Here is a 13747-nt window from a genome sequence, read left to right on the forward strand (position 1 = left end):
TCCCTGTCAGCTTCCATGTTGCGTTGCATTATCGGCAAACGCCGCCTCCAGGGCGGCGATATCGATCTTTCTCATCGTCATCATGGCGTCGAACACGCGCCTGGCGCCGTCGCGGTCGGGACCGGTCGTCATTTCCATCAGCCGCTTCGGCGTGATCTGCCATGAGTGGCCCCAGCGATCCTTGCACCAGCCGCACTGGCTCTGCTGGCCGCCATTGCCGACGATCGCGTTCCAATAGCGATCGGTTTCCTCCTGATCGTCGGTCATCACCATGAAGCTGACGGCCTGGTTCGGCGTGAAGGCCGGACCGCCGTTCAAACCCAGAAACGGCCGGCCGAGTACGGTGAATTCCACGGTCAGTTCGGCGCCGGCCCCTCCGTCCGGAAAGTCGCCGGGCGCAAGATTGATGCGGTCCACCCGGCTGTCGGGGAAGGTCGCGGCGTAAAAGGCCGCCGCCTTGCCCGCTTCGCCATGGCCGAACCACAGGCATGTGACGAGGTCGCTCATGCGGCGTTCCCCCGAACGTAGGCCGCGTAGTTGTCGAGGATCGCCTGCCAGCCATCGCGCTGCATCGCGGCAGGATGGGCCAAATCGGGATCGAAGACGGTGCGCACGCGGGTGCCGTCCGCCTGCCGTTCGAAGGTGGTCCGGGCGCGGCGGCCGTCATCGAGGCGCAGGGTCAGGGCGCGTTCGGGGTCGACCTCGTCATAGGTGCCGGCGAAGTCGAACCCCGCCGAGCCGTCACGGGCCTGCATGCGGGCGTTGTGGGTGCCGCCGACGCGCAGGTCGACCTGCGCCGACGGGCAGCACCATTGCGGGCTGGCGAAGTTCCATTGGGTGATGGCGTCCGGTGAGGTGAACGCCTGCCACGCCGTGGCGGGCGGAACGGGAACGTGGGTTTCGATGGTGATCGGTCCGGTCATGGCGCTGCTCCTTCAGGCGGCCCTGTCGCCGGCGAAGTTCAGCATCCAGGGGATGCCGAAACGGTCGGTGAACATGGCAAAGCGCTCGGCCCAGAAGGTCTCGCCGGCCGGCATCTCGACGCGCTGCGCATCGCTGCCCAGGGCATGGTGGATGCGGTCGAACTCTGCCCGTGAACGCGGCGCGATCTGCACCCGGAAGCCCTGCGGTTTCGAATACATCGCCTCGGGCGCGTCGGACGCCATGATGGTCGCGCCGTCTATGCGCATCGACATGTTCATGACCAGATCGTCGCCGCCGGGCATGCGGCTTTCGGCGTCGGGTGCGTCGGCGTTGCGGAAAACGCCCATGATCTCGCCGCCCAACGCCTCGGCGTAATGTGTCATGGCTTCAAGGCAATCGCCCTTGAAGAACAGGTAGATGGTCGGCTGCATGATCGTTCCTCCCTGTGGTCGTGATGGCATCGGCCCGTTCAGCCCGCCTCCCCCTTCGCGGACCCGGTCAATGGCCCAGGCGCAAACAACAGTTCGATGTAGCGCTTGAGATGGCCGATGGTCTGGCGCGCCGTCTCGGCGTCGCCGGACGCCTTTGCGAGGATGAACGCGCCCTGGATCACCGCCTGGGTGTGCCGGGCCAGGGACGTCGCGTCCCAGTCGTCCGGGGCGATGCCGCGCGCGTCCATCGCCGCCTGGATGTCCGGCTCGAGCGTCGCCGCGTGGCCGAAGATCGATGCCGCGCAGGCCTCACGAATGGCCGGGTGCGTTTCATAGGTCTCCTGGGTCATCGTACCCACGAGGCAAGTGAACCCCGGCAGTTCCCCCTCGATCATCCCCTTGCGGAATTCGACATAGGCGAGCACGCGCTCAAGCGGGTCGTCGGGCGCGTGGTAGGGCGCGGCCGCGAACAAGGCGCTTGTGGTGTCGATCCAGTACTGCGCGGCGGCGACGCCGAGCGCCTCCTTGCTCTTGAAATGGTGAAAGAAGGCGCCCTTCGTCACGCCAGCGGCGACACACAGATCGTCGATCGTGGTGGCGGCAAAGCCCTGCGTGCGGATCACGTCGCGTGCCGCTTCGAGCAGGCGGGTGCGGGCATCGCCGCGTTCGGGCTGGAGCCTGGTCGGTTTCGGCATGCGGTGAAGATACCAGCCAGTTGGTATGTAGGTCAAGATCGGCTTCTTCCCGCAAGCCGGAACGGTCGAGCGGCCCTGCCCGTGTTCGCCCCTTCTGACGCGACCGGCATGTCACCATGATCAATGGCGGCGTGTCCGCCGCCCTCTTGCGACCTTCGCGCGCCGCCGCGGGTGCCGGACCCAAGGGGTCGCAAGAACGGATGCGGGCCGCGGCGCTGGCAAGACGCGCCGGGCCGTGATAGCGCACCGGCCATGTCGGCCACTCTCAGACAACGCACCGGACAGGCAACGCGCGTGCTACGCGGTCTTGGCCTGGCGCTGACCATCGCCGCGGCGGCCGCCTTTCTGGGCGCCCATTACGGTGCCCCGGCCATGCTGTTCGCGCTGTTGATCGGCATGGCATTCAATTTCCTGGCCGAGGAAAGCCATATCAGGCCGGGCGTGGATTTCGCCGCCTCGACCTGCCTCAGGCTCGGTGTTGCGCTGCTCGGCGTGCGGCTGACCTGGTCGGACTTCGCAGCGCTCGGCCCGGTGCCGGTGATCGCCGTGATCGGTCTGGTCGCCCTGACCATCGGGGTCGGCGTCGCCCTGGCCCGCCTGATGGGCCAGAACGCGCGGCTGGGCCTTCTGACCGGCGGGTCGGTCGCCATATGCGGCGCCTCGGCGGCGCTGGCGCTGGCTTCCGTGCTGCCGCGCGATGGCCGGCTGGAGCGCGACACGCTGTTCACCGTGGTCGCCGTGACGACGCTGTCGACGATCGCCATGGTCGCCTATCCGCTGCTGTTCGCCGCGCTGTCGGCGACCGACGCGCAGACCGGCATGCTGATCGGCGCGACGATCCATGACGTCGCCCAGGTCGTCGGCGCGGGCTATTCGGTCAGCCAGGAGGCCGGCGACACCGCCGTCATGGTCAAGCTGATGCGCGTTGCGCTGCTGCCGGTCGTTCTGATCGCGGTGATCGTCGCCACCGCCAATGGGCGGGCCGAAAGCGGCCGGATCCGCCTGCCCTGGTTCCTTGTCGCCTTCATCGTGCTGGCCATCGTCAACAGTCTGGGGCTGATCCCGGCGCCGGTCGCCGAGACCGCCGAGACCGCCTCGCGCATCCTTCTGATCACCGCGATCGCCGCGCTCGGCGTCAAGACCGCGCTCAAGCAGATGGCCGATCTGGGCGGCGGCTACATCGTGCTGGTGGTCGCCGAAACCGCGATCCTGCTGGGCATGGCGATCGTCATCGCCAAGCTGTTCCTGCTCTAGGGTCTGTTGCATGTCAGCACGCGAAGATGCCTTGCGCCGCTTCCCCAGTTTTGGAAAACTGGAAACGATCACTGGTTCGAGCCGCACGGCAGCGCCGCGCGGCAAACGCCGCAATCCAGCAATGAGGGATATGACAATGATGCCCATGATTCCGCGTGCCGCCGGCGCCGCCGTGCTCGCGCTCGCCATCTGGCCCGCCGCCGCGCAGGCCGAGACCCTGACCATCTCCTGGTGGGGCTTCAATGGCGAAAAGCTCGACAAATACGTCATCGCGCCGTTCAAGGAGCAGTGCGGCTGCGACGTCATCTTCGAGACCGGCAACAATGCCGACCGCCTCAACAAGCTCAAGATCCGCGGCGGGCGCGGCGTCGACGTCATCTACCTGACCGACAGCTTCTCCCAGCAGGGCATCGAGGAGGGTCTGTTCCAGCCCATCGACCGGTCCATGACTCCCAATATCGAGGGCCTGCACGAAATGGCGCAGGCACCGCAGGGCGAATACGGGCCGGCCTACACGATCGGCCGCGTCGGCATCGTCTATGACAGCGAGAAGGTCGACCCGCCGATCACCGCCTGGGCGGATCTGTGGCGCGAGGATCTTGACAATTCGATCTCGCTGCCCGGCATCACCACCACCGCCGGGCCGATGGTCGTCATGCTGGCCGGCGAACAGGCCGGCACCGACGCCTTCGAGGATGCCGACCCGGCTTTCGCCAAGATCGAGGAGATCAAGCCGAACGTGCTGAAGAACTACAATACCGGCTCGGAGATGATCAATCTGTTCTCGACCGGCGAGATTACCGTTTCGCTGGCGCAGGACTTCGCGCTCGGACGGCTGCAGGACGCGGTGCCCTCGGTCGTCTGGGCCGATCTGGAGGACGGCGACATCGCCACGCTGAACACCGTCAACATCCCGACCGGCGCCGAGAACGTGGAACTGGCGCATGAGTTCATCAACTTCATCCTCGATCCCGAGCGCCAGAAGATGCTCGCCGAGGACGGTGTCGACGCGCCGGTCCATGCCGATGTCGAACTGAGCCCGGAAGCGGCCGCCAAGTGGACCTATGGCGAGGAGATGCTGTCCAACCTCAAGCGCGTCGACTATGAGAAGATGAACGCGGCAAAGGGCGACTGGATCGACCGCTGGAACGAGATGTTCGGCGGCTAGAACGTCGGCAAACGAGCCTGCGGCGCCCGCCCGATCCGGGCTGGCGCCAGCCACCGCGCAAGGGGGAAAATCTTTGCTCAAGCGCCTTTCGGGGTGGGCGATGTCGGCGCCCGCTACGGCCCTTGTCGTCGTCTTCCTGATCCTGCCCGTGGGTGCGACGATCGCCGCCACCTTCGCGGTCGGCGGCGGCCCGTTGGCGGCCTATGTCGACTATCTTTCGAGCGGCTTTCGACGCACCGTGCTGTGGCGCACGCTCGAAATCGCGCTGCTGACGACGCTGTTCTCGGTGATCATCGGCTTCTTCACCGCCTATGTGGTCTCGCGCGCCAGCCCGCGCTGGCGCTCGATCCTGATCATCGCGGCGGTGTTTCCGCTGCTCACGGGCGTCGTGGTCCGGTCCTTCGCCTTTCTCATCCTTCTGGGCCGCAACGGCATGGTCAACAATGTGCTGGTCTGGCTGGGCGTGGAGGGCGCGCCGTTTTCCATGCTCTACACCGAGGGCGCGGTGATCGTCGCCATGGTCTATCTGTTCGTGCCGCTGATGGTGCTCACGCTCGTCGGCGTGCTCGAGAACATTCCCGATGACGTGATCCAGGCCGCCGCCTCGCTCGGCGCCACGCCGCCGCAGATCTTCCGCCAGGTGATCTTTCCGCTTGCCGTGCCGGGGCTGATCGTCGGCGCGGTGCTGGTCTTCACCGGATCGTTCACCGCCTATGCCACGCCGCAGCTTGTCGGCGGCGAGAACGTCATGGTGATGGGTACCTTCCTGCATCAACAGGCCATGGTGACCTTCGACTGGGACAGCGCCTCGACGATCGCGGCGATCATGGTCGTTGTCACCCTGGCCGTCGTGCTCGCCATGACGCGCATGGCCAGGCGCCTGAACCCGATGGCGACATGACCGGCCGGCTTTCCCCTGTCCTGATCGGCTTTGCGGTGCTGGTCTATGCGTTCCTGATGGGTCCGCTGATCATCGTCATCGGCGCTGCGCTTTCGGACACCACCTTCCTGACCTTTCCGCCCCAGGGGCTGTCGCTGCGCTGGTTCGAGCGCATCTTCGAGATCGGCGCGTTCCGGCGGACCATGGTGACGAGCTTCCAGGTGGCGACGCTCGCCACCATCTGCGCGCTCATCGTCGGCATACCGGCGGCCTACGCACTCAACCGCTACCGCGTGCAACTTCCGGGCTGGCTGTCGACGCTGTTCGTGCTGCCGGTGCTGGTGCCCGAGATCGTGCTGGGTTTTTCGCTTTTGCGCTCGATCCAGGTCGGCGCCGGCTTTCCGGTGTTCTCGACGCTTCTGATCGGTCACACGCTGCTGGTGCTGCCCTATTGCGTGCGCGTGATCTCGGCGAGCCTTGCCTCGTTCGACTTTTCCATCGAGGAAGCGGCGATCAGCCTTGGTTCGCCGAAATGGAAGACGTTCTTCACCATCGTGCTGCCCAATGTGCGCTCGGGCGTGATCGCCGCGTTCATCCTGGCCTTCATCACCTCGATCAACGACGTCTCGGTTGCGCTGTTCCTCACCGGGCCGGGCATTTCCACATTGCCGATCCAGATCCTCGCCCATGTCGAGCAGTTCTTCGATCCCGTCATCGCCTCGGTGTCGGTGCTGCTCATGGTGCTGACCGTCGCCGTCATGGCGGTGGTCGAGCGCACCCTTGGCCTGACCTTCCTGACCAAGTAGACCGCCCGTCATGACCGCCCCCCTGTCGCTTGCCAACCTGACCGCCCATTACGGGACAACCAAGGTCCTCGACGATCTGTCGCTCGATGTCGGCGAGGGCGAACTCGTCTCGTTGCTCGGCGCGTCTGGCTGCGGCAAGACGACCACGCTGCGGCTGATCGCCGGCTTCCTGGTGCCCACGGCGGGCACCATCCATCTGGGCGAGACGGACCTGACGCGCCTGCCCGCCCACCGGCGCAATATCGGGCTCGTCTTTCAGAACTATGCGCTGTTTCCGCATCTCAGTGTGCTCGACAATGTCGCCTTCGGGCTCAAGCAGCGCGGCATGGCAAGCGCGGCGCGTGCCGAACGGGCCCGCGCCATGCTCGCGCGCGTCGGGCTGACGCCGCTCGAAGAGCGCCTGCCGGGCGAATTGTCCGGCGGCCAGCGCCAGCGCGTGGCGCTGGCGCGCGCGCTCGTCATCGAGCCGCCGCTGCTGATGTTCGACGAGCCGCTGTCCAATCTCGATGCCAAGCTGCGCGTCGACATGCGCGTGGAGATCCGCCAGCTCCAGCGCGCCAACAACACGACCGCGGTGTTTGTCACCCACGACCAGGAGGAGGCGTTCTCGATCTCCGACCGCGTGGCGATCATGGATGCCGGGCGCATCCGCCAGTTCGATGCGCCCGAAACGCTCTATCAGCGGCCCGCCAACGCGTTCGTTGCCCGTTTCGTCGGCTTCGAGAACTTGATCGCGCTCGAGGCGAGGCGGCGCGAGGGCGCGATCGTCCATGCCGAGGGGCCGGGCGGGATCTCGGTCGCCCTCGACCAGGACCGGCTCGGCGCGATCCCCGACCGCTTCACGCTGGCAACGCGCCCCGACGGGCTTCGCGTGACCGCGCAGCCGGAGGCGGAGGGCATTCCGGCCTCGCTCGGCCTGCGCACCTATCTGGGCCGGGCCTATCATTATCAGGCCGAAACGCCGGCCGGCCATCTGGTCGCCTCCGGCCCGCTGTCGCGGCCGCTCCAAAGCGGCGACCAGGCCCGGCTGGTGCCCGAGGCCGAGCAATGCTGCATCCTGCCCGAGGGCGAGATCTGATGACGACGCTGATCCGCAACGCCTGGCTGCTGCCGTGCACGCCGGACATGGCGGTGATCGAGGGCGGCCATGTGCTGGTCGAGGACGGCATCATCGCCAGCGCCGGTCCCGGCGAGGGACCGCCAAGGCCGGGCGCCGAGCTGATCGATGCGGGCGGCGACATCGTCATGCCCGGCATGGTCAATGCGCACGCGCATCTGCCGATGACGCTGTTTCGCGGGCTCGGCGAGGATGTCGACGACCGCCTGTTCCGCTATGTGCTGCCGATGGAACGGCGGTTCGTCTCGCCCGACATGGTGCGCATCGGCACCGCGCTCGGCGCCTGGGAATCGATCCGGGCCGGCGTGACCACCGTCGCCGACATGTACTACTTCGAAACCGAGGTCGGCCATGTGCTGGACGAAGCGGGCCTGCGCGGCGTGGTCGGCCAGACCATCGCCGATTTCGACCCGCCGGACCATGACAGCATCGATGCGGGCTTCGCGCTGACCGAGAAGCTTGCCGACACTTTCGCCGGCCATGACCGCATCACCGCCTCGATCGCCCCGCATGCGCCGTACTCCACCGACATCCCGGTCATGGCCCGCGTCGCACGCTGGGCCGAGGATCATCCGGACGCGCCCGTGCAAATCCATCTCGCCGAGATGCGCAGCGAGATGGACTGGGCAGAAAGGACCCATGGCTGCCGACCGGTCGAAACGGTCGACCGCGCCGGGCTGCTGCGCGACGGGCTGATCGCCGCACACTGCCTTTACCTCGACGACGCCGAGATAGCGCGCATGGCCGCGGCCGGGGTGCGCGTCGCCCACAATGCGCGCTCGAACGCCAAGGCCGGGCGCGGCATCGCGCCGGTCGACAAGATGCGCGCGGCCGGGATACCGGTCGGCATCGCCACGGACGGGCCGATGAGCGGCAACACGCTCGACCTTTTCGCGCAATTCGGGCCGGTCTCGATGTTCGCCAAGCTGCTGGGCGGCTCGCGCAAGCCAATGCCCGCGGCCGAGGTCGTCCGCATGGCGACCGCCGAGGGCGCGCGCGTGCTCGGCCTTGACGACCGCATCGGCACGCTGACGCCGGGCATGGCCGCCGATCTGATCCGCATTTCGCTCGACGCGCCGCGCCTGCAGCCTGTCTACGATCCCTATGCGACGCTGGTCTTTGCCGCCCAGCCCGAGGACGTCACCGCCGTGATGGTCGCGGGCCGCTGGCTGATGCGCGACCGGCAGGTCCTGAGCCTCGAGCGCGCCAAGGTGCTGCGCGATGCCGGACAGATCGCCACCCAGTTCAGGGCCGAAATGGCCCGCATCGATGGAGACGAGACATGAGTGCCGAGCAAGCCGCCCTTCAAAGCGTCGAAGCGACGATCGATACCAGCGTCGAGCGGCTGATGGATCTGATCCGCATCCCCTCGATCTCCACCGACCCGGCCCATGCCGACGACTGCCGGCGTGCCGCGCAATGGCTGTGCGACGAACTGACCTCGCTCGGCTTCGATGCAAGCGTGCGCCCGACGGGCCAGCACCCCATGGTCGTCGCCCATGATCGCGATGCGCCGGCGGGCGTGCCGCATGTGCTGTTCTACGGCCATTACGACGTTCAGCCGGTCGACCCGATCGCATTGTGGCAGCGGCCGCCCTTCGAGCCGGCGCGCGTGCCGCAGCCCGATGGCGATAGCTGGATCACCGGGCGCGGCGCCTCCGACGACAAGGGCCAGCTGATGACCTTCATCGAGGCGTGCCGCGCCTTTAAGGCGGCGAACGGCACGCTGCCGCTCAAGGTCTCGATCCTGCTGGAGGGCGAGGAGGAAATCGCCTCGCCGAGCCTTGCGCCGTTCCTTGAAGCGACCGCCCAGGAACTGAAGGCCGATGTCGTGCTCGTGTGCGACACCGACATGTGGGACAAGGATACGCCCGCCATCACCACCATGATGCGCGGGCTCGTCGGCGAGGAGATCACCGTCACCTGCGCCGACCGCGACCTGCATTCGGGCATTTTCGGCAATGCGGCGGCCAATCCGCTGCAGGTGCTCGCCAATGTGCTGGCGAGCCTGCGCGCGCCGGACGGCAGCATCGCCATCGAGGGCTTTTATGACGACGTCAAGGACCTGCCCGAGGCGGTGCGGGCGCAATGGTCGCGCCTTCCGTTCGATGCCGAGGGGTTTCTCGGCATGGTCGGGCTCAGCCAGCCGGCGGGCGAAGCGGACCGGCCGGTGATCGAGCAGGTGTGGGCGCGGCCGTCCTTCGAGGTGCACGGCATCCAAGGCGGTTTCACCGGCAACGGGTTCAAGACCGTGATCCCCTCGACGGCGATGGCCAAGGTCTCGTTCCGCATCGTCGACGGCCAGGATCCGGACAAGGTGCGCGCGGCCTTCCGCGACCACTGCCGGGCGCGGGTGCCGGCCGACTGCACGATCGAGTTCGCCGAGCATGGCGGCAGCGCTGCGACGGTACAGCCCCATGACAGCCCGATGCTGAACCGCGCGCTTGCCGCGCTGACCGAGGAATGGCAGACCGAGGCGGCGTGCGCGGGCACGGGCGGGTCGATCCCGATCGTCACCGCGTTCAAGGATCAACTGGGCATGGATGCGCTGCTGGTCGGCTTTGCCCGCTTCGACAACCGCATTCACAGCCCCAACGAGAAATACGATCTTTCCAGCTATCACAAAGGCATACGCAGCTGGGTTCGGATCATGGCAAAACTCGCCGAAGGCTGAGTCAGCCCCCGCGCATCGTGAACGCCACGACGATGGCGACCAGCAGCACAGCCGCCGCACACACGCTGAACACCGCATCCTTGCGGGTCAGCGCCGGCGCGCCGGTGACCGTGCGCGGTGCACCGGGCGCCAGCCCGCGCGCTTCCATGGCGAGCGCCGAGCGGCCGGCCCGGCGGATCGCATAGGCCAGAAGCGGCACGATCAGCGAGACCAGCTCGGTCGGACCGGGCACGCGCCGCGGCGGCCGGCCCCGGCGCATGGCCCGCGCCAGGCGGATCTGCTGCATTTCCCGGCCCAGATCGGGCACCAGTTGCAGCGCCTGGAACAGCGCGAAGCCGATCTGCGGCGGCAGGCGCCAATGGACCATCAGCGCCTTGATCAGCGCACCCGGATCGGTGGTGAGCGCGAACACGGCCGAGGCCATGCCGCATGCGATTGCGCGGAAGAAGAGGATCAGCCCCGCCGAGACGGCCGGGGCGCCGAAGGGCGTTTCCGCCGCGACCTTGAGGGCAAACGCGCTGTCCTGCCGGAACAGCACGCTGGTCGTGAAGAAGCCGAAGCCGAACAGGGCGAACGGCACCATCAGCGCCAGCACCAGGAACGGCGAGCGCCGCTCGAGCACGATCAGCGCGAGCGACGCCACGGCAATCGTCGCAAGCTGGAAGCGAAGATCGAACACCAGGATCGAGGCGACGATCCAGGCCATGCAGATCACCAGCTTGGGCAGGGGATGCAGCGCGCTCAGCACGGTGTCCGCTCCAGCCAGCCGAGCACCGGGGCGATGGCGGGCGGAGCCAGATCGGCACGGGCGAGCAGCGCCCCCTGGCGCAGGATGTCGCCGGGCCGGCCCTGGACGAGGATCCCGCCCTCGCCAAGCACGATCACGCGATGGCAGGTGCGCAGCGCGAAATCCATGTCATGGGTGATGACGGCGACCGCCCTGCCCTGCCCGGCGATCGCCTCGATATTGGCCGCGACCTCGGCGGCGCCGCGCGCGTCCAGCCCGGATGTGGGTTCATCGAGCACGATCAGCGGCCAGCGGTCCGTCGCCGTCAGGCAGGCGAGCGCGAGCCGGCGCTTCTGGCCCTGCGACAGCTCGAAGGGGTGCTGGCCGGCCACCGCGCCAAGGCCCCAGCGCTCAAGCAGCGGCGCGGTGGCGTCGGGCGCGGCCGTCTTGTCCAGTGCGGAGGCGAGTTCGTCCCGAACGCTGGCCTGAAGGAACTGGTTTTCGGGGTTCTGGAAAGCGATCGCGCCGACCGGGCCGTCGCGACGGCCGCCCTTGAGCCGCAGCAGGCCGGCGAGGCTGGCACCGAGCGTCGACTTGCCCGCTCCGTTGGCGCCCACAATACCGAGCACCTCGCCGGCCCGGATGTCGAGCGTGACGTGGCGCAGGACGACCGGGCCGAAGAGCGGCGCGCAGGCCGCCCCTTCGAGGCGGCACAGGACGGGGCCGGACTGAATGCCGCCTGCCGGGCGCAGCGGCCGTACCGCCTCGCTGAGCATGGCGTGGGCCTTGCGTCGGTCCGGCGCGGCCAGTTGGCCGAGATTTTCCATGAGATCGCCGACGGTCACCGCCGGCCCTGCTGCGGCAAGACCGGCCGCATGCAAGACACGGTCCAGGCGGCTTGCAAGCGGGGTCCAGATGCCCTCGGCGTCGAGGCGGTCGCCATGGTCGCGAAACAGCGGCCCCGGCGGCCCCGCAAGCCTTTGCACGCCCTGCCCGTCCAGCACAACAACCCGGTCGACCGCCGCGATCAGATCGTCGAGCCGGTGGTCGACGATCAGCACGCCGCCCTGCCCTTCGTCGAGCAGCAGGTCGTAGACGCGCGCCGCCGCCGCCGGCGCAAGGCTGGCGGTCGGCTCGTCGGCCACGAAGAGCGGGGCGTCGGCGATCAGCGTCGCCGCCAGCGCGACGAGCTGCTTTTCGCCGCCCGAAAGCGTTGCCGTGCGCCTGTCGCGCCAATCGGGCGGCAGACCGACACGGGCCATCGCCGCCTCGACCCGTGCGGCGATCGCCTTATGGGGCAGCGCCCGGTTTTCGAGCGCGAAGGCCACCTCGTCGCCGACGCGCAGACCGGTCAGGGTCTGATCGGCGTCCTGGAAGAAATGGGCGACCGTGTCGGCCCAGTCGGCCGGCGGGCGGCTTTCAACCGGCGCGCCGGTGATCTCGACCGTGCCGTCGACCGTGGCCGGCACGGTCTGCGGGATGATGCCGGTCAGGGTCTGTAGCAGGGTCGACTTTCCCGAGCCCGACGGGCCGAGCAGCAGCACGCGTTCGCCCGGCCCGACAGAGAGCGAGGCCGGGCCGACGGCGTCGCGCTGCGCATAGGGATAGCGGACGCGGACATCGCGCCAGCGGGCAAGCGCCGCCGCCTGCCCCTCAAGCGGCAAGGGCGGCGCGACGGTCATGATCGATCCTCAGCCCGGAAAGCACGCCGGTCCTGTAGAGTGCGTTGACGACGATCCAGGCCAGCAGCCCGCCAAGGAGCGCCCCCGACAGGCAGCGCAGCGTGAACATGACGACCAGCAGGGTCGGCGCCAGATCGCCATAGTCGAAGCGGATCCAGGTGTAGATGAAGGAAAACGCCGCCGCACCGACCCCGGCCGCCATCAGCACCGGCAGCGAATAGCGCTTCCAGCGCGTCGCGGCGAACACCGCCTCGGCGCCCGCGCCCTGCACGAAGCCGCTGAGCAGCAGGATCAGCCCCGCCGGCGAGCCCAGCAGGATCTGCGTCGCCGCGGCCAGAACCTCGGAGACGAGCGCGACACCGGGCTTGCGGATGATGGCGGCGGCGATCATCGAGACGATGAACCAGAAGCCCATGAAGACATCCATCGTCACCGGGCCGAACACGGCCTGGGCGATCAGCCAGACCTGCACCCAGCCCAGATACAGAACGCCGAACACCGCGCCGAGCACGGCGATGATCAGGGTTTCGCGCAAGGTCCACAGATTGCCGTCGGTCATGATCCGGCCCCTTTCATGCTGGTTGGAGAAAGTGCGCGCGGCCGCGCCGCGCCGGGGCGATCAGGCGCGGCGGCTCGGGCTGTTCGCCGAGACCGTGACATCCATCGCCACATGGCCCGAGGGCGCGCCGAAACGCGTGAACGCCTCGCCCAGCGCGGCGAAGACCGCGCCGGCATCGCCGGAAAGCCTGGTGCAGAAGTTCTTCGACCTGTCGAAGACAGCCGAGGCCTTCACGAAGTCGATGCAGCCATAGATCTCGTCCATGTGCCCGCCTTCGCCGAGCGGATAGAGCGAGAACTGGCCGACGGCGGCCTGGCCCGTCTCGGGGGCCTTGTCGACCGCTGCCAGCGCCGCCTCGATGCGCGCGTCAAGCGGGCCGGCGGGTACGGCATCGGGGTCCGGGCGGCAGATCGGATCGTCCGGCTCGCCCGGACAGCCGCGCGAGACGGTCGCCGACAGGACGCAATGGGTGCCGGTGCCCGCGGCGGCGACGAACAGGTCGCGCATGGCCGCAAACAGGATCGGGGGCGGGCCGACGATGAGCGTCGTCACATCGTCGGTCTCGATGCGCAGCCGTTCGCGATGGGGATCGAGCGCGGTCAACGCGCCCGTGATGATGCCGACGAAATCGTCGGACATGGGATACAATGCAATCTGTGCGCCGGAAAACATGGCTCGCCTCGCTCCGCTGGTATTACCCAGATCAGCTTGAGGGTTCGCGGCCTTGCGGCCCGCATCTCAGCCCCGGCGATACGGAGCACCCCTGTCGAATGTCTCCGGTGCATAACCGCGTGCTTGCGCCAAGTAAACGAAAAAATGCCGCCCCACCG

General features: G+C 68.0%; 15 protein-coding genes and 1 riboswitch. Of the genes, 7 read left to right on the plus strand and 8 right to left on the minus strand.

The window, feature by feature from the left end; genetic code table 11:
* Positions 1 to 6: 6 nt before the first annotated feature.
* Genes RBB34_RS04445 through RBB34_RS04460 form a run of 4 tightly spaced genes read right to left on the minus strand, consistent with a single transcriptional unit; the run spans position 7 to position 2050 of the window.
* Positions 7 to 507: a VOC family protein gene (locus RBB34_RS04445; RefSeq protein ID WP_306117982.1), complete on the minus strand. Its 501-nt coding sequence runs from the start codon at positions 505 to 507 to the stop codon at positions 7 to 9.
* Entirely contained in the window at positions 504 to 923 is a 420-nt protein-coding gene (locus RBB34_RS04450) for an SRPBCC domain-containing protein (protein ID WP_306117983.1), read from the minus strand. Before RBB34_RS04450 ends, RBB34_RS04445 begins: the two co-directional genes overlap by 4 nt.
* A gap of 12 nt (positions 924 to 935) precedes the next feature.
* Positions 936 to 1355, minus strand: coding sequence for a VOC family protein (locus RBB34_RS04455; protein ID WP_306117984.1), 420 nt, complete (start codon positions 1353 to 1355; stop codon positions 936 to 938).
* Positions 1356 to 1393: 38 nt separating this feature from the next.
* The gene (locus RBB34_RS04460; protein ID WP_306118036.1) at positions 1394 to 2050 is read right to left on the minus strand and encodes a TetR/AcrR family transcriptional regulator; all 657 of its coding nucleotides are present in this window, start codon (positions 2048 to 2050) and stop codon (positions 1394 to 1396) included.
* A gap of 294 nt (positions 2051 to 2344) precedes the next feature.
* Here RBB34_RS04460 and RBB34_RS04465 point away from each other — a divergent pair, with 294 nt between their 5' ends.
* From RBB34_RS04465 to RBB34_RS04495, 7 genes are all read left to right on the plus strand, one after another.
* Positions 2345 to 3304, plus strand: coding sequence for a putative sulfate exporter family transporter (locus RBB34_RS04465; RefSeq protein WP_306117985.1), 960 nt, complete (start codon positions 2345 to 2347; stop codon positions 3302 to 3304).
* Positions 3305 to 3449: 145 nt separating this feature from the next.
* A complete protein-coding gene (locus RBB34_RS04470; protein ID WP_306118037.1) occupies positions 3450 to 4472 on the plus strand; it encodes an ABC transporter substrate-binding protein in 1023 nt (340 codons plus the stop codon).
* A gap of 100 nt (positions 4473 to 4572) precedes the next feature.
* Positions 4573 to 5373 carry an ABC transporter permease gene (locus RBB34_RS04475; RefSeq protein ID WP_306117986.1) on the plus strand — a complete coding sequence of 267 codons (801 nt, stop codon included), beginning with the start codon at positions 4573 to 4575 and terminating at the stop codon, positions 5371 to 5373.
* Positions 5370 to 6158 (plus strand): ABC transporter permease, encoded by a 789-nt coding sequence (locus tag RBB34_RS04480; RefSeq protein WP_306117987.1) that lies wholly within the window; start codon positions 5370 to 5372, stop codon positions 6156 to 6158. The genes RBB34_RS04475 and RBB34_RS04480 overlap by 4 nt, the downstream gene beginning before the upstream one ends.
* Positions 6159 to 6168: 10 nt before the next feature.
* Positions 6169 to 7236, plus strand: coding sequence for an ABC transporter ATP-binding protein (locus tag RBB34_RS04485; RefSeq protein ID WP_306117988.1), 1068 nt, complete (start codon positions 6169 to 6171; stop codon positions 7234 to 7236).
* Entirely contained in the window at positions 7236 to 8561 is a 1326-nt protein-coding gene (locus RBB34_RS04490) for an amidohydrolase (protein WP_306117989.1), read from the plus strand. The genes RBB34_RS04485 and RBB34_RS04490 overlap by 1 nt, the downstream gene beginning before the upstream one ends.
* Positions 8558 to 9949, plus strand: coding sequence for a M20/M25/M40 family metallo-hydrolase (locus RBB34_RS04495; protein ID WP_306117990.1), 1392 nt, complete (start codon positions 8558 to 8560; stop codon positions 9947 to 9949). Before RBB34_RS04490 ends, RBB34_RS04495 begins: the two co-directional genes overlap by 4 nt.
* A gap of 1 nt (position 9950) precedes the next feature.
* On the opposite strand, the gene RBB34_RS04500 is transcribed toward RBB34_RS04495, so the two are convergent.
* From RBB34_RS04500 to RBB34_RS04515, 4 genes are all read right to left on the minus strand, one after another.
* Positions 9951 to 10697, minus strand: coding sequence for an energy-coupling factor transporter transmembrane component T (locus RBB34_RS04500; protein ID WP_306117991.1), 747 nt, complete (start codon positions 10695 to 10697; stop codon positions 9951 to 9953).
* The gene (locus RBB34_RS04505) at positions 10691 to 12358 is read right to left on the minus strand and encodes an ATP-binding cassette domain-containing protein (RefSeq protein WP_306117992.1); all 1668 of its coding nucleotides are present in this window, start codon (positions 12356 to 12358) and stop codon (positions 10691 to 10693) included. Before RBB34_RS04505 ends, RBB34_RS04500 begins: the two co-directional genes overlap by 7 nt.
* Positions 12330 to 12917 (minus strand): ECF transporter S component, encoded by a 588-nt coding sequence (locus RBB34_RS04510; RefSeq protein ID WP_306117993.1) that lies wholly within the window; start codon positions 12915 to 12917, stop codon positions 12330 to 12332. The genes RBB34_RS04505 and RBB34_RS04510 overlap by 29 nt, the downstream gene beginning before the upstream one ends.
* Before the next feature lie 60 nt (positions 12918 to 12977).
* A complete protein-coding gene (locus RBB34_RS04515; protein WP_306117994.1) occupies positions 12978 to 13589 on the minus strand; it encodes a YkoF family thiamine/hydroxymethylpyrimidine-binding protein in 612 nt (203 codons plus the stop codon).
* Positions 13581 to 13692: riboswitch (TPP riboswitch) on the minus strand. It overlaps the preceding gene by 9 nt.
* Positions 13693 to 13747: the final 55 nt, after the last annotated feature.

The organism is Roseitalea sp. MMSF_3546, assembly GCF_030732865.1.
Classification (GTDB): Bacteria; Pseudomonadota; Alphaproteobacteria; order Rhizobiales; family Rhizobiaceae; genus Roseitalea.

Coding starts and splice junctions, on each gene's coding strand:
- RBB34_RS04445 (WP_306117982.1), bottom strand. CDS start 507: ATGAGCGACCTCGTCACATGCCTGTGGTTCGGCCATGGCGAAGCGGGC.
- RBB34_RS04450 (WP_306117983.1), bottom strand. CDS start 923: ATGACCGGACCGATCACCATCGAAACCCACGTTCCCGTTCCGCCCGCC.
- RBB34_RS04455 (WP_306117984.1), bottom strand. CDS start 1,355: ATGCAGCCGACCATCTACCTGTTCTTCAAGGGCGATTGCCTTGAAGCC.
- RBB34_RS04460 (WP_306118036.1), bottom strand. CDS start 2,050: ATGCCGAAACCGACCAGGCTCCAGCCCGAACGCGGCGATGCCCGCACC.
- RBB34_RS04470 (WP_306118037.1), top strand. CDS start 3,450: ATGATTCCGCGTGCCGCCGGCGCCGCCGTGCTCGCGCTCGCCATCTGG.
- RBB34_RS04475 (WP_306117986.1), top strand. CDS start 4,573: ATGTCGGCGCCCGCTACGGCCCTTGTCGTCGTCTTCCTGATCCTGCCC.
- RBB34_RS04480 (WP_306117987.1), top strand. CDS start 5,370: ATGACCGGCCGGCTTTCCCCTGTCCTGATCGGCTTTGCGGTGCTGGTC.
- RBB34_RS04485 (WP_306117988.1), top strand. CDS start 6,169: ATGACCGCCCCCCTGTCGCTTGCCAACCTGACCGCCCATTACGGGACA.
- RBB34_RS04490 (WP_306117989.1), top strand. CDS start 7,236: ATGACGACGCTGATCCGCAACGCCTGGCTGCTGCCGTGCACGCCGGAC.
- RBB34_RS04495 (WP_306117990.1), top strand. CDS start 8,558: ATGAGTGCCGAGCAAGCCGCCCTTCAAAGCGTCGAAGCGACGATCGAT.
- RBB34_RS04505 (WP_306117992.1), bottom strand. CDS start 12,358: ATGACCGTCGCGCCGCCCTTGCCGCTTGAGGGGCAGGCGGCGGCGCTT.
- RBB34_RS04510 (WP_306117993.1), bottom strand. CDS start 12,917: ATGACCGACGGCAATCTGTGGACCTTGCGCGAAACCCTGATCATCGCC.
- RBB34_RS04515 (WP_306117994.1), bottom strand. CDS start 13,589: ATGTTTTCCGGCGCACAGATTGCATTGTATCCCATGTCCGACGATTTC.